Annotated in this window: 22 protein-coding genes; 19 read left to right on the top strand and 3 right to left on the bottom strand. The window is 52.9% G+C overall.

The window, feature by feature from the left end; all coding sequences use genetic code 11:
* Positions 1–211 precede the first annotated feature (211 nt).
* From NB640_RS00425 to NB640_RS00385, 9 genes are all read left to right on the top strand, one after another.
* A complete protein-coding gene (locus tag NB640_RS00425; RefSeq protein ID WP_269309176.1) occupies positions 212–556 on the top strand; it encodes an ArsR/SmtB family transcription factor in 345 nt (114 codons plus the stop codon).
* Positions 557–563: 7 nt separating this feature from the next.
* The gene (locus NB640_RS00420) at positions 564–4502 is read left to right on the top strand and encodes an MFS transporter (protein WP_269309175.1); all 3939 of its coding nucleotides are present in this window, start codon (positions 564–566) and stop codon (positions 4500–4502) included.
* Positions 4503–4619: 117 nt separating this feature from the next.
* Entirely contained in the window at positions 4620–5165 is a 546-nt protein-coding gene (locus tag NB640_RS00415; protein WP_269309174.1) for a DUF2796 domain-containing protein, read from the top strand.
* A gap of 8 nt (positions 5166–5173) precedes the next feature.
* A complete protein-coding gene (locus NB640_RS00410) occupies positions 5174–5872 on the top strand; it encodes an ABC transporter ATP-binding protein (RefSeq protein WP_269309173.1) in 699 nt (232 codons plus the stop codon).
* A complete protein-coding gene (locus NB640_RS00405) occupies positions 5869–7140 on the top strand; it encodes an ABC transporter permease (RefSeq protein ID WP_269309172.1) in 1272 nt (423 codons plus the stop codon). Before NB640_RS00410 ends, NB640_RS00405 begins: the two co-directional genes overlap by 4 nt.
* 15 nt (positions 7141–7155) lie before the next feature.
* Positions 7156–7806: a DUF3299 domain-containing protein gene (locus tag NB640_RS00400; RefSeq protein ID WP_269309171.1), complete on the top strand. Its 651-nt coding sequence runs from the start codon at positions 7156–7158 to the stop codon at positions 7804–7806.
* Entirely contained in the window at positions 7803–8279 is a 477-nt protein-coding gene (locus NB640_RS00395; RefSeq protein ID WP_269309170.1) for a Fur family transcriptional regulator, read from the top strand. The genes NB640_RS00400 and NB640_RS00395 overlap by 4 nt, the downstream gene beginning before the upstream one ends.
* A 273-nt stretch (positions 8280–8552) precedes the next feature.
* Complete coding sequence (locus NB640_RS00390) at positions 8553–9881, top strand: MATE family efflux transporter (RefSeq protein WP_269309169.1); 1329 nt, start codon at positions 8553–8555, stop codon at positions 9879–9881.
* Positions 9882–10040: 159 nt separating this feature from the next.
* Positions 10041–10457: a secondary thiamine-phosphate synthase enzyme YjbQ gene (locus NB640_RS00385; protein ID WP_269309168.1), complete on the top strand. Its 417-nt coding sequence runs from the start codon at positions 10041–10043 to the stop codon at positions 10455–10457.
* A 17-nt stretch (positions 10458–10474) separates the two neighbouring features.
* Here the strand turns inward: NB640_RS00385 and NB640_RS00380 are convergent, their stop codons facing one another.
* Together NB640_RS00380 and NB640_RS00375 are read right to left on the bottom strand one after the other, a co-directional pair.
* Positions 10475–11311: a dihydrodipicolinate synthase family protein gene (locus NB640_RS00380; RefSeq protein ID WP_269309167.1), complete on the bottom strand. Its 837-nt coding sequence runs from the start codon at positions 11309–11311 to the stop codon at positions 10475–10477.
* A 14-nt stretch (positions 11312–11325) separates the two neighbouring features.
* Positions 11326–11913, bottom strand: a complete 588-nt coding sequence (locus NB640_RS00375; RefSeq protein WP_269309166.1) for a manganese efflux pump MntP — start codon at positions 11911–11913, stop codon at positions 11326–11328.
* A gap of 130 nt (positions 11914–12043) precedes the next feature.
* Here NB640_RS00375 and NB640_RS00370 point away from each other — a divergent pair, with 130 nt between their 5' ends.
* The 9 genes from NB640_RS00370 to NB640_RS00330 all read left to right on the top strand — a co-directional run bounded on the left by NB640_RS00370 (position 12044) and on the right by NB640_RS00330 (position 17265).
* On the top strand, positions 12044–12568 hold the full coding sequence (locus tag NB640_RS00370; RefSeq protein ID WP_269309165.1) for a nitroreductase family protein: 525 nt from the start codon (positions 12044–12046) through the stop codon (positions 12566–12568).
* A 212-nt stretch (positions 12569–12780) separates the two neighbouring features.
* Entirely contained in the window at positions 12781–13845 is a 1065-nt protein-coding gene (locus tag NB640_RS00365; RefSeq protein WP_269309164.1) for a methyl-accepting chemotaxis protein, read from the top strand.
* On the top strand, positions 13776–14252 hold the full coding sequence (locus tag NB640_RS00360) for a methyl-accepting chemotaxis protein (RefSeq protein ID WP_269309163.1): 477 nt from the start codon (positions 13776–13778) through the stop codon (positions 14250–14252). The genes NB640_RS00365 and NB640_RS00360 overlap by 70 nt, the downstream gene beginning before the upstream one ends.
* Positions 14236–14532 carry a hypothetical protein gene (locus tag NB640_RS00355; RefSeq protein ID WP_269309162.1) on the top strand — a complete coding sequence of 99 codons (297 nt, stop codon included), beginning with the start codon at positions 14236–14238 and terminating at the stop codon, positions 14530–14532. The genes NB640_RS00360 and NB640_RS00355 overlap by 17 nt, the downstream gene beginning before the upstream one ends.
* Before the next feature lie 86 nt (positions 14533–14618).
* Entirely contained in the window at positions 14619–15053 is a 435-nt protein-coding gene (locus NB640_RS00350; protein WP_269309161.1) for a hypothetical protein, read from the top strand.
* 345 nt (positions 15054–15398) lie between these two features.
* On the top strand, positions 15399–15662 hold the full coding sequence (locus NB640_RS00345) for a GlsB/YeaQ/YmgE family stress response membrane protein (RefSeq protein ID WP_269309160.1): 264 nt from the start codon (positions 15399–15401) through the stop codon (positions 15660–15662).
* Between the two features lie 214 nt (positions 15663–15876).
* The gene (locus NB640_RS00340) at positions 15877–16338 is read left to right on the top strand and encodes a hypothetical protein (RefSeq protein WP_269309159.1); all 462 of its coding nucleotides are present in this window, start codon (positions 15877–15879) and stop codon (positions 16336–16338) included.
* 142 nt (positions 16339–16480) lie between these two features.
* Positions 16481–16819 (top strand): hypothetical protein, encoded by a 339-nt coding sequence (locus NB640_RS00335; protein ID WP_269309158.1) that lies wholly within the window; start codon positions 16481–16483, stop codon positions 16817–16819.
* A gap of 71 nt (positions 16820–16890) precedes the next feature.
* Positions 16891–17265, top strand: coding sequence for a hypothetical protein (locus NB640_RS00330; RefSeq protein ID WP_269309157.1), 375 nt, complete (start codon positions 16891–16893; stop codon positions 17263–17265).
* Here NB640_RS00330 and yddG read toward each other — a convergent pair.
* Positions 17262–18152, bottom strand: a complete 891-nt coding sequence (gene yddG / locus NB640_RS00325; protein ID WP_269309156.1) for an aromatic amino acid DMT transporter YddG — start codon at positions 18150–18152, stop codon at positions 17262–17264. The two genes, NB640_RS00330 and yddG, sit on opposite strands and share 4 nt — an antisense overlap.
* Before the next feature lie 137 nt (positions 18153–18289).
* Here yddG and NB640_RS00320 point away from each other — a divergent pair, with 137 nt between their 5' ends.
* Positions 18290–18778, top strand: a complete 489-nt coding sequence (locus NB640_RS00320) for a GNAT family N-acetyltransferase (RefSeq protein WP_269309155.1) — start codon at positions 18290–18292, stop codon at positions 18776–18778.
* Positions 18779–18846 lie beyond the last annotated feature (68 nt).

Below are 18846 nucleotides of genomic sequence, written 5' to 3'. Positions count from 1 at the left end.
CCCAAATGGCTGTGTTGCCTCGAAAAATCTGAATTTGACGTAGATTGACTACGCCTGCATCCAGATTTTCTGATGCGCCTTGCCCTTTGAAACAAAACGACTTTTCGCGAACGGCGGTTTAGTGTTAACACACCCTGGTTGACAAGAAGCGTTGAATCCGCTTTAATGACTAAAAAACTAGTTATATGATTATGTGTTTGCACAGGAATGAATGATGAGAACGGAATACTTCAATGCCTTCCCGGAAGAATGGAAACCGGCTGCGCGGGTTTTTTCCGCGCTGGGTGATACCACGCGCCAGCAGATCCTGCTGCTGTTTGAGCCGGGCGAAGAGCTTTCCATCAAGGACATTTCCTCCATGTTTTCACTGGGGCGGTCCACGGTGGTTCATCATCTCTCTGTGCTGGAGGAGGCGGGCATCCTGTCGGTTCGCCGGCAGGGGCGTGAAGCACTGTATTCCATCGTCTATGCGCTGCTGCTGGATTCTCTGGAAAGGCTTCGCCTTTTTATCGAGAGCGACATGAATATCCTTTCAGGCAATACAACCACCGAGTGAGTCTGTCATGACACGTTCTGCTTATGCTGAAATCCCAACAGACAGCAGGAAAACGCTTTTCAGTATGGGGTCCTGCTATGCCATGGGTACCTTCAATGATAATTTTTTCAAGCAGGCTGCTTTGCTGCTGGCTGCCACTGCCGGTATCGGTTATGTCCAGGGGGTGGCCACCATTCTTTTTGCGCTGCCCTTTGTCATCTGCTCTGCATGGGCCGGCTGGCTGGCCGACAGGAGACCGAAAAACACGCTGGTGATTCTCTCCAAGTGCGTTGAGCTGGGGGCAATGCTCTTGGGGGTACTGGCGCTTGTTTATACCAGCTGGTTTGGCATGGTGCTGGTGATCTTTCTCATGGGATTGCAGTCCACGTTTTTCAGTCCCGCACTAAACGGGGCGATCCCGGAAAATTTTTCCGCAGAAGAGGTGCCGCGTGTCAATGCGCTGATGAAGCTGGCAACCACTGTCACGATTCTTTTGGGCATTGCTCTGGGGGGTATTTTTCTGGATGTGCCTGCTATTTTTCCGGAAAAATGGATTCCCGAAGGAGATTTCGGGGCAGGACGCGTTGCCGTCGGTGTTGTTGGTGTGTTGATGGCCGTGGCGGGTATCCTCGCGGCTTTCGGGATCAGGAAAAGCCGTCCGACAGCGGTGTCAGATGAGCCTTTTCCCCTGCTGGGGCCGGCTGATTCGGTGCGCCATGCGGTGGAATACAAGCGGGAAGATCCGTCTCTCTTTTTGGCACTGGCAGGAGAAGCGTTTTTCTATGCCCTTTCCTCTTTTGTTCTGTTGTGTATCAACAACCTGGGCGTCAGGCAACTGGGGCTGGGGGTAATGGCGACCAGTATGCTGGCGGTATCACTGTCTATCGGCATTTGTATCGGCGCTATTGTGGCGGGAAGGCATCAAGCCACTATCTGGCGACGCTATCTCTTTCCTGCCGGTACGGGGATGGTGGCAGGTATCCTGTTTTCTTCGCTGGTGGTGTTTTTGCCGGCTTATCCCTTTCTCCTGACAGGTTTTCTGCTGGTGGTGTATCTTCTGACGGGCATCTGTGCCGGCATGTACCTGATCCCGCTGGTCAGCACTATCCAGATTCGTCCGGCAGACACGGAAAAAGGCAAAGTGCTGGGTGTTTCAAATTTTGCCTCTTTTTCCGGCATTATCCTTTCAGGTTTCTTTTTCGCACTCTTCGACTGGGTTCATGAACTGACCGGCGGTGCAAAACCCTCGACACAGCTTGTGTGGTGTGGCCTGGCGGGGTTGGTGTTCATGTTCTGGGCTTATCGCCGTCTGCGGGTACTCTTTCCTTTTGAGCGTTACAGCCCGCTGGGTACTTTTTTGCGTCTTGTGCTGGCCCTGCGTTACCGGATCACCACTACCGGGCTGGACACGCTTGATATCAGGGGGCCGGTGCTTTTTTTGCCCAATCACCCCGGACTGATTGACCCCTTTATTGTCTATTCACAGCTGGCCGGTTATTCACCGCGCCCGCTGGTCGATGAGCGCCAGATGGCCGGGCTGCACGGAAAAATGGTGGCAAGGCTTCTGGATGCGGTGCTGATTCCGGACATGATGAAAGATGGGGCAAAGGCGGTAAGCGAAACACAGCGGGGTATCCATGTGATCCTCGATAGCCTGAAGGCGGGTGACCATGTGCTGATGTATCCGTCCGGCCGGGTTTATCATTCATCCAGGGAAAATATTGGCGGTAATTCCGGGGCGTGGTCCCTGATCCAGCAGGCACCGGATATCCAGGTGGTGCTGGTGCGTACCAGTGGGGTATGGGGCAGTTCCTTCAGCTATGGGGCTACGGGCAAGGCACCCAATTTCATTCGCTCGCTCTTGCAGGGCATATTGACGGTATTGGGGAATGTTTTCCTCTTTGCACCAAGACGGCGCGTGCATGTTGATTTTATCGAGGCGAAAGGGCTTGCCGGCGTAACGGATCGCCGTGAACTCAACCGTTATCTGGAGGATTTTTATAACGAGACAGAGCGTCCTGCGGTACAGGTTCCCCGCTGGTTCTGGCAGGGAAGTAAACCGGTGGAACTGCCGGAATACGTGGTGCATAAAAACGTGGCGGATACACGGGATGTCAACCCGGATATTCGCGAAACGGTGTACCGGATTCTGCGCGAAACAGCAGGGCTGCCAGAGAATCATCCGGTTTATGACAGCATGAGCCTTTCCAATGATCTGGGGCTTGATAGCCTGATGCTGATGGAAGTGTCGATAGGGATTGAAGATGCTTTCCAGCATAGTGTTCCCAGCCTGGAGATGTTAAATACTGTGGCAGACTGTCTGCTGGCCGCCAGTGGACAGCTTGGCGCAGATGAACTGTTGCCTCCTGCGCCGGATGCCTGGTTTCTTCCGCCATCCGCTGTTCCACTGGAATTGCCGACGGATCTTTCCTGTATCGTTTCGGCTTTTTTCCGCCAACTGAAACACAATCCGAAGGATCCGCTTCTGGCGGAAAGGAGCGGTCTTAAAAGCCGCCAGCAGGTATTTCTCGGGGCACTGATTATTGCTGAACGTTTCAAGGCATTGCCCGGTGAGCGGCTGGGTATCATGGTGCCTTCGGTACCGGCGGCTGTCGTTGTCTGGTTAGCCGCGCTTCTGGCTGGCAAGACGCCGGTTTTTTTCAACTGGACCGTGGGCGAGGTCAATCTGAAGCACTGCATTGATCTGACAGCAGTCAGCCATATTGTCAGTGTATCGCCCCTGATGGACAGGCTTGAGCGGCAGGGCATGCCGATGGAGTCGCTTTCGGTCGAGTGGGTGGCGCTCGATAAAATGGCAGCGTCTTTTTCACTGGTTGACAAAGTCCGTGGCGTGATCAAATCCCGGATGATGAAGGATGTGAGACATTTTCCGGTGCCCCAGACAGCGGCAGTGCTTTTTACTTCCGGATCGGAATCCTTTCCCAAGGCGGTGCCGCTTACCCATGAAAATCTGCTGACAAATGCGGTGGATATCATCCGCGTGCTCAATCTGGCATCAGATGACACGGTGCTTGCGATGCTGCCGCCATTTCATTCCTTTGGACTGATGGTCGGGCTGGTGATACCGATGGCAACGGGTATCAAGGCGGTCTTTCATGCCAATCCGACAGAACCGGCGCTCTTGAATGGCCTGATCCGTGATTTTCGTGTCAGCCTTTTGGCGATGCCGCCCACTTTCATGCATGCGCTCTTGGAGCAGGCAAAAGATTCGGACAGGCTGGCAAGTGTGAAATACGCTTTTGTCGGGGCGGAAAAATGTCCTGAGCATGTCTATCAGGCATTTGCCGAGCAGTGCCCGTCTGCCTCGCTTTGCGAGGGCTATGGCATTACCGAATGTGCACCGGCCGTTTCTGTCAACCGTCCCGGTGATGTGCATCCCGGCACTATCGGGCCGCTGCTGCCGTCGGTAACGGGTGTGATTGTCAGAGAAGATGAGGGCGTGATTGGTGGACGGGCAGCTACCGGTGAAACCGGTATGCTTCTGGTGCGTGGCCCCAGCATATTCCATGGGTATATTGGCGACGCGCCATCTCCTTTTGTCGAATTTGAGGGAGAAAGCTGGTACAGGACAGGAGACCTGGTCAGCATGGATGCGGCAGGCCGCCTGACCTTCCAGGGCCGTTTGAAGCGCTTTGTCAAAGTGGGGGGCGAAATGATTTCACTGCCGCAGATAGAAAATGTCCTGCTCCAGGCATATGGCCATCATCCGGATGCGCCTGAAGAAGGGGTGGCGCTGGCAGTGGAAGCAACGCGGGAAGAGGAGGGAACACAAATCGTGCTCTTTACCCCGCTTGACCTGACACTGGTGGAGGTGAATGCCACGTTGAGAAGCGCCGGGCTTTCCCTGCTTTATGCGGTCAAACGGATTGAGAAAACAGATGCCATCCCCCTGTTAGGCAGCGGCAAGACAGACTACCGTGCCCTGAAAGCCCGGCTTTCAGTCTAGGGTATGTCAATCCGCCCAGAAAACCGAAAACGGACAGAAGCATATTGCCATAAGCAATGTAACAATATAACATTACAGTCAAATTGATTTCATCACCTGACAAAAAGGAAAACTGACATGAAAAAAAGGCTGCTGATGGCAGGGCTTGTCCTGGGAAGTATGGTATCTGTTTCTGCTTTTGCCCACGGCAAGCATGTGCATGGCGAGGCGGAAATGGAAGTTGCCCTGGAGGGCAATGAACTGGCAATTGGCATTTCCGGCCCGCTGGCCAATTTCCTTGGGTTTGAGCATGCCCCGAAAGACGAGCGGCAAAAAAAAGCGCTCATTGATATGACGGGTGACCTGCATGAAGGGGGAAGGCTTTTCGAACTGAATGCGGAAGCCGCCTGTTCTTTCACCTCCAGCCAGGTGGCGGTCAGAAAAGGGGACAAGCGGGTCAATCCGATCATGCTGCAAACGCTTGGCGGCACAGAAAAGGACGGGCATGCGGATATGGATGCCTCGTATGTTTTTTCCTGTAAAAAACCGGATGCGCTCAAATCCATCACAGTCAGACTTTTTGCCCGCTTCCCCGGACTGACAGAACTTGATGTCCAGATGGTGTTGCCGAAAAAGCAGATGTCGGCTGAACTGACTCCCAAGAAACCACAGCTTTCCTGGTAAGGCTTCTCATGCCTGAGCACGCCATTGCGCTGGAAAATATCGACTATACCTGGCCGGGCAGTACGGCTGCCACGCTCAGGATTGATTCGCTGTCCCTCGAAAAGGGGGGACAGCTTTTCATTGCCGGTCCCAGTGGCAGTGGCAAGAGTACCCTTTTAGCGCTCATAGGCGGCATCGTCACACCGCAACAGGGTGAGGTGCATGTGCTGGGTACGCCTTTGCATACGCTGTCAGGCACACAGCGCGACCGTTTCCGCGTGGACCATATCGGCTTTATTTTCCAGCAGTTCAACCTGATTCCTTATCTTTCCGTGCTGGAAAATGTGCTGCTGCCATGCCGCTTTTCCGCTGTGCGCAGCCGGGGGGCGCTGGATCAGGGGGCATCCCCGCAGGAAGCGGCAAAACATCTTTTGAGTGAGCTGGGGCTGGATGACGCCTTGTGGTCCCGTTCTGCCAGCCGGCTTTCAGTTGGACAACAGCAGCGGGTGGCTGCCGCGCGTGCCCTGATCGGCCGCCCGGCACTGATCGTGGCTGATGAGCCGACATCCGCACTGGATGCTGCCCATCAGGAAGACTTTATCAACCTGCTCATGCAGGAGTGCGCACGCTTTTCAACGGCACTCCTTTTCGTCAGCCATGATGAGAGGCTGGCCGGGCGTTTTTCCCGCCGTTTTTCGCTGCTGTCATCTGCGAGAGAGGCAGCATGAGCCATCTTGTCTATCTGCTCCGTCTGGCGGCAAAAAGTGCCTGGAACCGGCGTTTTACGCTTTTCCTGATCGTTTTTTCCATTTGTTTGTCCACCACCCTGCTGTTGGGCATTGAACGGATGCGGGTACAGGTCAAGGAAGGGTTCATGGATTCAGTATCCGGTGTTGACCTGATTGTGGGGGCCAGGGGCAGCAATGTGCAACTGGTTCTCTATACGGTTTTCCGGATGGGGGGAGCCACCAACAACATGGGTTACGACAGTGCACAGCGGCTGGCGGAAAACCCGATGGTTGCCTGGACGATTCCTGTTTCACTCGGTGATTCGCACCGTCATTTCCCCGTACTGGCAACCAACCAGAACTATTTTGAACACTTCCGCTATGGCAATGCGAAAGCCCTGCAGTTTGAAAGCGGCAAGCCGTTTACCGGGGTATTTGACGTGGTGATCGGCGCGGATGTGGCCCGTGCGCTGGGGTATAAAGTGGGTTCACAGATCGTCCTGAGTCACGGTTCCGGTGGTATCAGCATGACAGACCATACGGACAAGCCGTTTGTCGTAACGGGGATTTTAGAAAAGACAGGCACGCCGGTAGACAGGACATTGCATATCGGGCTGGACGGAATGGAGGCTATCCACCTCGGCTGGGAAGGGGGAACCCCGGTGAAGGGTCTCAACATCCTGCCGGAGCATGTGAAGAAATTTGACCTGACGCCAAAGAGCGTTACGGCAGTCATGGTTGGACTCAACAAACGCGCCCAGGTTTTTGCCCTGCAGCGGGAAATCATGAATGACAAGCAGGAGGCATTGATGGGTGTTTTACCCGGTGTGGCATTAGATGAGCTGTGGACAATGCTCAACGTGGGCGAAAAGGCGCTTCTTGCAGTTTCTTTCCTGGTTGCGCTTGCAGGCCTGGCAGGGCTGGCCTCATCGATTCTGGCAGGGCTGGGAGAGCGCCGCCGTGAACTGGCTGTCCTGCGCTCGGTCGGCGCGAAGCCGCATGAGATTGTTTTGCTGCTGCTGTCAGAAGGGGTCTTGCTGCTGCTTTCCGGTATGCTGGCAGGCGTGGTTTGTCTTAACCTGGCGTTGGCTGCTACTTCTTCCGTGATTGAGAAAAAATGGGGCTTATCCCTTTTTCCAGGGTTCCCCGGCGCAGGAGAATGGTGCCTGTTGGGCGGAATTTTCGTGGTCGGCCTGATGGCTGCCCTGATTCCTGCGATTCGCGCCTACCGCATGAGTCTTTCTGACGGGCTGACGGCAAGCGTATGAAAAAGAGTGAGTGAGATGAAGAAAATAATCGGGGTCATTGTTGTTTTTGTTGTTGTTGTCATTGCCTTTCATCAGGGGGCATCTTATTTTTCCAAGCGGGTGGAAGAAAAAAGAAACAGCCCGGTCATTATCACCGGCTCGTATTCCGGGGAAGAGTCCTCCAAACCTGAAAGCGGGCAGTATGAGACCATTGAATGGGAAGAACTCATGCCGGCAGGCTGGAACCCGGTCAAAAACACGGAAGGGCTGAAAATTGAAGAGCTGGAAGACAATGATCCCCGTGCGGTGGAAGCATTGAAAAAAACGATGGATGCCTGGAAAAATGCACCGGTCAATCCGGCATTAAATGGCAAATCAGTGCGCATTGCCGGCTTTGTCGTGCCGCTGGAATACCAGGGCAATGCCTTGAAAGAGTTTTTGTTGGTGCCTTACTATGGCGCGTGCATTCATACACCACCCCCGCCACCGAATCAGATCATCCATGTTGCCCTGGCAAAGCATGCGCGTAATATCCGTGCAATGGATGCGGTATGGATCACAGGAGACATGACGGTACAGCAGAAAGACACCGTACTGGGCGTATCCGGTTATACGATGAAGGGGTTAAGCATCGTGCCGTATGTGGAGGAGAAAAAGCCTGATGCCAAAGAGGAGGGTGGATCATGAGTCGACGCAAGGTGTCAGAAAACCATATCCGCAGACGGCTGGCAGATGCCCAGGCCCTGTGCGATGAAAATGGCGCCAGCTTTACCAGCCTGAGGCGGGAGGTGTTTGAGTTGCTCCTGCGCAGGGGAGCTCCGGCCAAGGCATATGATCTACAGGCAGACATGATCGCGACCGGCCATCGGGCAGCGCCTACGACCGTTTATCGTGCGCTGGAGTTTCTGACAGAGCAGGGGCTGGTTCACCGTATCAATGCCTTGAATGCCTTTGTTGCCTGTTCGGGAGATTTCAGGCATCACCATCACCATGCACCGCTGATGCTGGCCTGTTCGGGGTGTGAAAAATCCATTGAGATTTCCAGCCCGGATGTGGGGGAGACCATCCGTCGGGCACTGGAGCCAACCGGGTTTCACTTTCAGGGGAATGCCATGGAAATCAGGGGGGTATGCGAAAGCTGCCAGGAGGCGGCAAAGTGATATGCCGCAGGCAATGTGTCAGGCGTGCTTGACAGCCTGAATTGCTCTTTTTTATGATGCGTTCCTTCACCAGAGGAGTTTTGCCCATGAAAATAGCCCGCTAAATTGAGTTGACCAGCATATTGCTGCTGCGTGCTGCCCTGTGCCTGTTCACTTCGTGCGGGAACGTATTTTCACCTTCTTTTTTTCTCTTCCGTCAGGAATGAGTGCCGGCAAGGACCGTGAGATGGGATGTGCTCTCGGTCTTTTTTGTTTTTACGGAAAGTTTTACTCATGAAAACGGTATCGTATGGCCATATCTGGAAGATTGCCTGCCCGATTCTGATAAGTCTTGTTGCTGAGCATCTGATCATGATGACTGACACAGCTTTTCTGGGCCGTGTGGGTGAGGTTGAGTTGGGTGCGTCAGCACTCGCTGGCGTTTATTTTCTCGCACTTTTCATGATCGGCTTCGGCTTTTCCATGGGCGGGCAGATTCTGATCGGCAGGCGCAACGGGGAAAAGCGGTTTTCTGAGATCGGGCCGATTGTGATTCAGGGAGGCATGTTTCTTGTCTTTCTGGCCCTGGCAGCTTTTCTGCTGACCCGGCTGCTTTCACCGATTATCCTCAATGGGCTTTTCGCCTCCGAACAGGTGTATGAGGCGACGATCAGCTACCTGAACTGGCGCAGCTTCGGCTTTTTCTTTGCCTTTGTCTGCCTGATCTTTCGCGCCTATTTTGTAGGGATTGAGCAGACCCGTATCCTGACCATCAGTTCCTTTCTGATGGTGATTGTGAATATCATCCTCAATTACCTGCTGATTTTCGGTAAATGCGGTTTTCCGGAGATGGGGATTGGTGGCGCTGCCCTGGCGTCAAGCCTTTCCGAAGGGGTTGCTCTGGTTTTCTTTATCCTCTACACCCGAAAATTTGTGGATTTGAAGAAGTACGGCTTTTCAGGCGGCTTTTCATTCAGGCGAGACCTGATTATCCAGATACTGGGCGTGTCTGTCTGGATGATGATCCAGTATCTTGTCGGGGTGGCTATCTGGTTCATGTTCTTTGTCGCGGTAGAGCACCTGGGTGAAAGGGCAATCGCCATTTCAAACATCACCCGCAGCCTGCTGACGATGATTTTCATGCCGATATTTGCGCTGTCTTCTGCTGCTGTTACGGTGACCAGCAACCTGATGGGGGCCGGGGAGCAGGATCAGGTGATGGGCGCCTGCTGGAAAGTCATCAGGCTGTGTTTTCTGATTACCCTGCCGATGGCCGTTGCCATCTTTGTCTTTCCGGAAGGCTTTGCCCGGATTTATACGGATTATGACAGTCTGGTTGCCGACAGTGTGCTGGCCATCCGGGTGGCGATGACGTCGCTGGTGATATCGGTGCCGGGATTTATCCTTTTCCAGACGATTTCGGGAACGGGTAATACGCGCACCGCACTGCTTCTGGATCTGGGGCCGATGCTACTTACCTGCGGCTTCATTTACGGCGTGATTTATTATCTGCGGATGAATGTCGCTATCTGCTGGCTCAATGAGCATGTTTACTGGCTTTGTATTCTGGTGATCTCCCTGGTTTACATGAAAAAAGCCAACTGGCAGGGCAAGAAGATTTAGGGGCGGCCCTTATTAACTGGGCAGCTGTGGAAAAAGCGATGCGGTTACGTGTCGCTTTTTCTGTTTTTTGTGTTGTGACATGATGATTACCGGCTTATGCCCTACAATGAAAGCAGCGCCTGCTGTTACCCCAACACTGCCCAGGAAGGAGGGTGTTCCATGAAAAGCCATCGCAAGGAATTGTGGTTTGAAACAACGACCCGTCGCGCCTACCTCAATATCACCTCGCAGGTGGAGGCAGAGCTCAGGGCTTCCGGCATAAGGGAAGGGCTGGTCCTGGTCAATGCCATGCATATCACGGCGTCTGTCTTCATCAATGACGATGAATCCGGGCTGCACGGGGATTTTGAGCGGTGGCTGGAAAAACTTGCCCCGGAAAAGCCTTATGCGCAGTATGCCCATAATGGCTATGAAGACAATGCGGACGCCCATCTGAAAAGGCAGGTGATGGGCAGGGAAGTGGTGGTGGCGATTACGGAAGGCCGCCTCGATCTCGGCTCCTGGGAGCAGATTTTTTATGGCGAGTTTGATGGCAAGCGGCGAAAAAGGGTGCTCGTGAAAATTATCGGTGAATAGTGCTTGCCCGTGCCTGATCAGGCCGGGTCGGGCAATACAAGCGGGCGTCGGCAGATGCCGGCAGGAATCCCTTTTTCGTTAAGCAGCATCTTCAGTACAGGCAGCAGGCTGTCTGCGCGATAAATCGGCGCCAATGCAGCCATGATGGCGTCATTGTACTTTCCCGCCGCTTGGTAATCACCCGCATGCCAGGCATTGATCATGTCGCGGATTGCTTCCGGAATCAGGTTGCCGCCAATGGAAGAGATGGCATCGAACCCGGCTTCGAGTTTTACGATCATGTCTGCTTCCCCGCCCATGAAATACGAGAAGGGCTTGGTGATGGCTTGGCGAAGCTTCCTGATTTTACTGATATCACCCGCTTCTTTCAGGCTGATAACGAGCGGATCGTCCGCCAGTGAAACCGTGCTTTCAACAGACAGGTCAAACCCTGTCCGGGCAGGGTTGTTGTACAGCTGGACCGGCTTTTGGGCTGCCGCAATAATATGCCGTGCATAGAGAATGGCTTCGCGCTGTGAAAGGCGAAGATAGGGTGGAAAGCCCAGCATGATGGCGGCAATGCTTTTTGTGGCTGACAAAGCGCGGGCAAGGGACATAACGTCGGTCGTGCGAATACTTGCCACACCAAAAAGCAGTTGCAGATCGTCGGGCAGGCGGGCGGATTCCAGCGCCTGCAATAACAGCAGCTTTTCGTCGAGTGCCAGTGAGTGCTGTTCACCCGTGGAACCGCATACCAGTATGGAGCGGGCACCTTTTTCATAGAGTTTTTCCATGATTTTCAGGGTATGGCCCGTATTCAGTGATTCGTCAGGGTCAAAAGCAGTCGGCATGGCGACATTGAAATTCAGCAGCATGATCAGCCCCTGTCTTATCGGAAAACGCCGTGCTGTTGCAGGATATTGAGGCCAATCACCACGAGAACCATACCGCCCAGGATATTGGCCTTGCTGCCGATGGTGGAAAGGCCGGGCAGGCGGGTGATCAGCCTGCCCATATGAAGGGCGGCAGCAGAAAGGGCAAAACAGACGATGCCGATAATGACAGCCGGAAGCAGGATATCCATTTCCAGCAGCGCAAAGGAAAGACCAACGGCCAGCGCATCCAGGCTGGTGGCAATGCCTAAAAGGAGCAGGGTGCCTTTTTGCGTCGGATTATAAAAGGTGCTGGCGCTGCCGCCGCCTCTGTGGCTTAAGGCTTCGCGGATCATGCGGCCACCGACAAAGGCCAACAAGGCAAAAGCGATCCAGTGGTCATACTGTTCGATATACCGATGGGCTTTTATACCAAGCCACCACCCGACTACGGGCATGATGAACTGGAAGCCGCCGAACATACTGCCGATCTGCAGGGTCTGGGCAGGCGTGACCCGTTTCAGGCGCAGGCCTGATGTCAGCGCAACAGCAAACGCATCGATCGCAAGCGCGACCGCAATCACAAAAATAGCGAGAAAATTCAAAAAATATCCTGAGGGGGGGAGAGTTTTCTGTTTCGCATTTTACCTGTTTACCGGCTGAAGGTAAAAAGGATAAGAGTAAAATAGAATGGGTTTACAGAAGTTTTGCATCATTCATTTACAGGAGAAGCATATGCGTTTTAATGATCTGGCAGCCAAACGGTATTCTGTCCGCAAATTTACCACTCAGGAAGTGGAAAAGGAAAAGCTTGAGTACGTGCTGAAAGCCGGGCAGCTTGCGCCTACTGCGGGTAATTTACAGCCCTGGCGGGTTCTGGTTGTCGAAGACAGGCAGGCACGGGCCAAATTGAGGGAGTGCACGGCATACCATTTCAATGCACCGGTAGCGCTTCTGGTGTGCGCCAAAAAAGAAGAGGCCTGGAATCGTTCCTACGACGGCAAGAACAGCGGTGATATCGATTGCAGTATCGTCACGACCCAGATGATGCTGGCTGCTGCTGATATCGGTCTGGGAACCACCTGGGTGATGCATTTTGATCCGGTCAGGATGCGGGAAGCTTTTGCTATTCCCTCATCACTGGAACCCTTGTCGCTCTTGGTGATGGGGTATCCGGCTGAGGATGCGGCGCCCAATCCCAAGCACACGGAGCGCAAGTCACTGGAAGAAACGGTTTTTTACAACGTATTTGCCGGATAACCGCTGTCCGGTAACGGCTTGATACAGGCTACCTGACCGGCAAATTGTCAGGCCGCCTGTTTTTTTTGTTGTTTTTATTCTGTTTCTTTCTGTCGAGCAATTTTTCCTGTTTTGGTGTAACCTTTATTCTTTAACTGAACCGTTACTGAAATGCGGTATTCATGTCTGGACATGTATATCTTGACACACTACTATCCTGAAGAGAGCAGAGAATGAAATTGAAAACCAAAATGATTGTCTCAATGACAGTCGTGTTTTTATTGTTCACGATTGCATCGGGACTGGGGCTTTTTGGTGTTTACCAGAGCCAGGTCAAATTTGAGCGTTTCCTTGAGACGGATGTCGCGCTCCAGCAGGCTGAATCCGAGATGTATGCACAGGGATTGCAGCTGGGGCAGGCGCTGAGAAATATCATCCTGGCTCCTGAAAATAAAACCGCCTACAAAAACCATGAAATGGCGGCAACCGATTTCAATGCTGCCATGGCACGTGCCATCAGCCTTTCGGTATATGATCCGGACACACAGGCAGTGTTGAAAGAAATCGCGGAACTCCGGAAAAAGCAGGAGGACGTCCAGGCCAACATTATTGCCCTGGCGCAGCAGGACAGGGCACAGGCAATCGAAGCGGTTAACAAGGGGGAGACACCGCTCTGGCGCAGTATCAAGGCCAAGCTTTTAGATGTGACCAAGAAAAGAGACGAAGCGGTTGAGCGCACCAAGACAGCCACGCTGGAATTTACCAACCAGAGCCTGATTGTCAGTTCGGCACTGATTGTCTCGGCCATTATCTTCGGCATCCTGGTTTCGGCCTGGCTGATCCGTGCCATTACGCGCCCGCTCGAGTATGCGGTTTCCATTGCCAAGACAACCGCAGCGGGTGATCTTTCCTCGGATATCCAGGTGACATCAAGTGATGAAACAGGGCAACTGATGCAGGCATTGAAGGATATGACGGAAAATTTGCAGCGTACGGTGTCCGAGGTGCGTGCCGGCGCGCAACTGATTGCATCGGCATCAACACAGATTGCCGCTGGCAATGCCGATCTGGCTTCGCGCACCGAGGCCCAGGCCGGCTCTGTTCAGCAAACGGCATCGACCATGGAACAGATCACGTCCAATGTCCGGATGAATGCCGAAAATGCCCGTGAAGCCAATGATCTGGCTGTCGCGGCGTCGTCTGTGGCGATCAGGGGCGGGGTTTTGCGGTGGTTGCAACCGAAGTACGGGGCCTGGCGCAGCGTTCTGCCGGGGCTGCCCGTGAGATCAAGGACCTGATCAATAATTCGGTTGCCAAGGTTGACCAGGGCAGCCAGTTGGTTGAGCAGGCAGGCAATACCATGCGGGATGTGGTTGACAGCATCAAGCGGGTTAACGACATCATGAGTGAGATCACCGCCGCCAGCCAGCAGCAAAGCGCCGGAATCGAGGAGGTCAATAACGCAATCAGCCAGATTGACTATACGACCCAGCAGAATGCGGCGCTGGTGGAACAGGTAACGGCGGTTGCTGAAAACCTGCGGGACAGGGGGGCTGACCTGGCACAGCAGATCAGCATATTCCGGCTGCGGGAAGATATGGCCGTGCCGGCATCCCGACAGCCCGACAGCCGCCCAAATTACTCAAGGGGTGAAGAACACCATGGGCGAGTAACTCAAAAAGAAACTCTTGTATGTTCTCTTTGAAAGCATTATTGATGAAGGCTATGCCGGCATCGGCAATTTTTACGGTTATGGTGATCACCTCGATGAAGTAGCCGCCCATGTGCTGGCGGCAGCCCAGACTGAGGGGTTTATCGATCCGCGTATGGCAGAGGCTTATTTTGTGGAGCCTGATTATGAGATGCCGGATGACCTGGTTACCCTGAGCGAGCATGTGCAGTGGAGCCCGACACGGTACGTTTTTCCCATTGCCGACTATAAAAATGCACTGGTTCTGCCAACAGGAATCACGCATGCCACCTAGGAATCGGAAAGCGATCCGGATCTCATCCAGGAAGCTTTTCATACCTATGGTCACGAAAAAACAGCCAGGGCGAGTATGCGCTGGATATGGTTACCGGGCAGGAGCGCCTCAAAGAGACGTTTTTCTCCTGTATCCGCCTGCTTTCAGATGTAAACGGGCTTTTCTTCAGGCTGATGGATTTCCGGGAGGATGATGCCTTCGAGGTATGGGCATACTATGACGATGATATTGAAACTCTGATTGAACTGCTCTCGTTCAATCCGGCTGATACGATCAAGAATGGTTATGTGGAAGTAGCCGTCACGGCGTCAGACAAGGCGTTAAAGACCACGCTGATTCCTGATCCGCACAAGCATATCCGTTTTTTTACCCGGGATGAAAGTCTTTTCAAGGAAACGGTTTGCCAGGCGCAGCTTTGGGGATTTTCGGAGACGAACGATTTTTACCATATTGAGGCGGGATATTATCACTGGCATTATCGCCCTGTCACCTTGCATACCCGCAAGGGCTTCATCCAGTGACTTGAAGACACCGGTTTTGAGCGCGCGGGATGATATAAATCAAACAGGCCTCTGCCTCTTTCACCATTCCCGGCCCTGACCGCCAATCACAAAGAACCTTTTGCGCCTGCCATGATCTGAAAACATTAAGGTCAGGACTCATTAAATTGCCTGCTGCAAAGCCGTTGTGTCCCAAATGGCGGTGTTGCACCAAGAAATGGGAACTTGCCGTAGGTCTACTACGCCTGCGCCTCCATTTCTTGTTGCGCCTGGCCCTTTGAGTCAAAACGGCTTTTTGCCCACGGAAAATTAATGAGTCCTGACCCTAACGCTGTTTTCTGGTAACGACCATCAGGGAGGTGGGGTATGGGAATCATTTCATGGATTGTTTTTGGGATCATTGCCGGTGCGCTGGCCCGTTTTATCAGACCGGGAGCTGACAGCATGGGGATTATTGTGACCATGCTGCTGGGTATTGCCGGTGCGGTTGTTGGCGGCTGGATCAGTACTTTTTTCGGATTTGGCACGGTCGACGGCTTTAACCTCGGCAGCTTTGTGGTTGCTGTCATCGGTGCACTGGTTGTGCTCTTTGTCTGGGGCCTTCTCACCAATAAAAAACAGGCTACCTGAGCACCTGTTTTTGCGATGCGCAATCCGCCCGGGTATTCCGTCCGGGCGGGTTTTCTTTAGGTTAATTCATAGAAAGCAGTTATAGTTAAACGCTTTTCTCAATTTCCGGGATTTCATGTTTTTGCTTTTTCGTTGCAAAGTTTTCATCGCGCTGTTGGTGGCTGTTTCTTTGTTTCCTGCTCTGGCACAGGCACAGGCGTGCTCAGCGCGGGAGATGAATGCGCTCGTTTTTGAGAATTATCGTTTCAGGATGACGTTGCTGGAGGCGACAGGCAAAAATGATATCTACGAAAAAGCCGCGCGGCAAAAACTCAAACAGTTTGATGTGCTGTGGTACCAGCAGGACAGGGATATTCCTGAAATCTGCAAGACGGCAAAAGCACTGATCCGGATTGCTGATGATGTACTGGCAGGAGGGACAGGAGATGGCGAGGAATTGGCCCATCCATGGAACAATTGTACGCCTGATGAAATGTTCTCATTGATGCGGCAGTACAGGCGATTGTGTATCTCGAAAAATCCGGCCCGGGCATGCCGGATTGAAGAAGTCCGCCAGCTCGATAAGGGGTCCAACGCACTATATCAAGCGTTCAGGGAATCGGGCTATCCTGGCTTTCCTGCCTATGTTGACAGGCAATGTGAAATTCGTCGGAAGATCCTGTCACATTTTCCGTAAAACACGCGTGAAACGGCTGCTTGTTATGCAATCGCAATCTTTTCATATTCGGGATGATGCTTTTTGATTGCGTCATTGTTTGACGTGTTTGGAAAGATTAAATTGTAGATATACACCATGACAACCACGATGGAGATTATCTATGAATACGCATCTGACGACCCAGGAAGACATCACTATCTTCAAACATATCCTTGATCTTTGCATAAGGCCGGTTATCGGCAGTGCCAGGTTATCAGGCCCTTTTACTGATGCCGAAAAAGCATCGGTTCCCGCCGTGTTTCTGGATGAAAAGACGGTGAAAATTTTCATGCCGAGCGGGGGACGGATTTATTTTCTGATACAGAAAGGAAGCGCTTTTAACCTGTCTGACAAGACGATGCTCACCCGTTTTGTCAGCAGGCTGCAAAGCACCGTATACGGCAGCGATGCGCTTTCTGCTTACAGGGAAACGTCTGCGGTTCCCGTGCAGGCAGAGTGACGGCCAGCCTGGTCTGGTGTGAATGTTTGAAACGCGTTTTTATTGCACAACAGATCAGGAAGGAGGGGGTTATGCCGGTTTTTATTTATGACATGATCCAGCTCGAAGAAGTGATGCGGGTTTACAGGAATGATATCGGGCTTTTGCACAACCAGATACGGCGGCTGGAGCAGTTTCAGCTCAACAGGCAGGAAAAGGTTCTCATTCCTGACAACACCGTTGCCATACTGCTTCCCGAGTCGGATATCTGTATTTTCCGTTTCAAGATCGAATACAGCGCCATTGAATGGGTTACCCGTCAATTCAAGCAGTTGAAAAATTACGATTTTTCATTACTGGCGAAGACGAAGCCGACGTTTATCGACAGCAGCGAACATGAGGATGTGCCCCCGGAACTGAAACAATTCGTGATGAAGCACTTTACCTGGCAGGTGTCTTTATATTAACCGGCCCCGGACTTACGGGTGGCTGTCCAGCAAACGAGGGAGCCGGCAACAACAAAAGCGACACCAATCCAGAATCCGGTCCTGGGTACCGTTTTGAGCCATGCACACATGAAAAGCATGGAAAAAACCGGGGTAAAGTAGGAGATGGCCGCCAGCAGGATAATGTTTCCCTTCTGTATGCCGGTTTCCCAGCAGGCATAGGAAAGGGCAAAGATAACCCCGATATAGGCCAGTTCGGCCCAGGCGGTCCAGTCCGGAGAGTTGAGTTCGCTTCCTGTGATGAAGAAACGCACCCAGAGTGCGGTAGCGATAACAATAAAGAAAAAGGGAACGGCGTTTTGGCCTTCACCGTATTTGCGGCTCAGGTTGCAGTAAAAGCCCCAGAGGATGGCGGCAATGAAAGCCATCCCGTAGGGAAGAGGGGTTGCCATGATATTCTCGACAAACCCGGCCAGATCCACGTCACTGTTTGCCGTGATGCACAGCGTGATGCCGGCAAGTGAAAGCGCGATGCCCATCCAGACCCACCAGTGCACCCGCTCCTTGTTGATCCAGATTGAGATGATGACGATGGCACAGGGCCAGAGATAGTTGATCATTCCCACTTCCAGGGTCTGACTGCTGGAAGTGGCCAGGCCGATGGATTGGGACATCAGGATTTCATACAGGACAAAGGCAGCACCGCATCCCCAGACGTACAGCGGGTGCATGTTGCGGATGTTGGGAAAGCCCTGCCGCAGGCAAAGCACAATGGCGCCAGCCGTGAAGATGAGGGCCGTGCCGCCTGCCACGCCGAAAGCCTGGCTGACCGAACGGACAAGCGCGATAAGCGTGCTCCACATGAGAATGGCGGCAACACCGTGCAGATTGGCTTTGGTGGTATTCATGGCTGGTTTGTCCTCAGCCGCTTTTCATCAGTGGCTAAGACGTGCTGAACAGGATGAAACGAAGGGGGTATTTTACCCACTTGCCGGGAAAATTGTATGCTTTTGATTTTCGGTCATTGAGCAGGAAATGCACCTTCATGATGGCTGTCTCACCGCTTGAACAGGCCGACTGCCCAGCTGTGTGGTGTGTCATAAAGCCGGTTTTCCGATCGGGGGAAGCCTATGTGTATCCTCGCGACATTTCTGAAAGCGAGGCTTATTCTGCATGGGTTGATGTGGCGACAGCGACATACGTTGCCAAAAATGGGGAAATGGTTCTGGGGATGTATTACCTCAAGCCGAACCAGCCTGCTCAGGGGAGCCACGTCTGCAATTGCGGGTATATCGTTGGCGCAAACGTCAGGGGAAAAGGGGTTGCCTCTCTCATGTGTGCCCATTCCCAACAGGAAGCCCTGCGGCTGGGTTTTTCAGCCATGCCGTTCAATCTGGTTGTGTCAACCAATGAAAGTGCCATCCGGCTCTGGCAGAAAAACGGGTTTGAAATCGTCGGAAGACTGCCCGGCGCATTTCATCATCCTGTCGCCGGTTTTGTGGATGCCTTTGTCATGCTCAAGAAGTTGCTCTGAATATTGTTGCAGTAAATTCAATGCATTGCGGTATTTGTTTAATCTTTTTTATTGATTTGGTTTTTGCT

It is taken from the genome of Oxalobacter vibrioformis (assembly GCF_027118995.1).
Lineage (GTDB): Bacteria > Pseudomonadota > Gammaproteobacteria > Burkholderiales > Burkholderiaceae_D > Oxalobacter > Oxalobacter vibrioformis.
This window is presented reverse-complemented; position numbering and strand designations above follow the sequence as displayed.

Excerpts from the sequence above, each read along its gene's own strand:
- NB640_RS00365 (WP_269309164.1), top strand. The coding sequence starts at position 12,781 with ATGAAATTGAAAACCAAAATGATTGTCTCAATGACAGTCGTGTTTTTA.
- NB640_RS00340 (WP_269309159.1), top strand. The coding sequence starts at position 15,877 with ATGAATGCGCTCGTTTTTGAGAATTATCGTTTCAGGATGACGTTGCTG.
- NB640_RS00415 (WP_269309174.1), top strand. The coding sequence starts at position 4,620 with ATGAAAAAAAGGCTGCTGATGGCAGGGCTTGTCCTGGGAAGTATGGTA.
- NB640_RS00410 (WP_269309173.1), top strand. The coding sequence starts at position 5,174 with ATGCCTGAGCACGCCATTGCGCTGGAAAATATCGACTATACCTGGCCG.
- NB640_RS00390 (WP_269309169.1), top strand. The coding sequence starts at position 8,553 with ATGAAAACGGTATCGTATGGCCATATCTGGAAGATTGCCTGCCCGATT.
- NB640_RS00335 (WP_269309158.1), top strand. The coding sequence starts at position 16,481 with ATGAATACGCATCTGACGACCCAGGAAGACATCACTATCTTCAAACAT.
- NB640_RS00395 (WP_269309170.1), top strand. The coding sequence starts at position 7,803 with ATGAGTCGACGCAAGGTGTCAGAAAACCATATCCGCAGACGGCTGGCA.
- NB640_RS00425 (WP_269309176.1), top strand. The coding sequence starts at position 212 with ATGATGAGAACGGAATACTTCAATGCCTTCCCGGAAGAATGGAAACCG.
- NB640_RS00330 (WP_269309157.1), top strand. The coding sequence starts at position 16,891 with ATGCCGGTTTTTATTTATGACATGATCCAGCTCGAAGAAGTGATGCGG.
- NB640_RS00370 (WP_269309165.1), top strand. The coding sequence starts at position 12,044 with ATGCGTTTTAATGATCTGGCAGCCAAACGGTATTCTGTCCGCAAATTT.
- NB640_RS00350 (WP_269309161.1), top strand. The coding sequence starts at position 14,619 with ATGGTTACCGGGCAGGAGCGCCTCAAAGAGACGTTTTTCTCCTGTATC.
- NB640_RS00385 (WP_269309168.1), top strand. The coding sequence starts at position 10,041 with ATGAAAAGCCATCGCAAGGAATTGTGGTTTGAAACAACGACCCGTCGC.
- NB640_RS00405 (WP_269309172.1), top strand. The coding sequence starts at position 5,869 with ATGAGCCATCTTGTCTATCTGCTCCGTCTGGCGGCAAAAAGTGCCTGG.
- yddG (WP_269309156.1), bottom strand. The coding sequence starts at position 18,152 with ATGAATACCACCAAAGCCAATCTGCACGGTGTTGCCGCCATTCTCATG.
- NB640_RS00400 (WP_269309171.1), top strand. The coding sequence starts at position 7,156 with ATGAAGAAAATAATCGGGGTCATTGTTGTTTTTGTTGTTGTTGTCATT.
- NB640_RS00420 (WP_269309175.1), top strand. The coding sequence starts at position 564 with ATGACACGTTCTGCTTATGCTGAAATCCCAACAGACAGCAGGAAAACG.
- NB640_RS00320 (WP_269309155.1), top strand. The coding sequence starts at position 18,290 with ATGATGGCTGTCTCACCGCTTGAACAGGCCGACTGCCCAGCTGTGTGG.
- NB640_RS00345 (WP_269309160.1), top strand. The coding sequence starts at position 15,399 with ATGGGAATCATTTCATGGATTGTTTTTGGGATCATTGCCGGTGCGCTG.
- NB640_RS00380 (WP_269309167.1), bottom strand. The coding sequence starts at position 11,311 with ATGCTGCTGAATTTCAATGTCGCCATGCCGACTGCTTTTGACCCTGAC.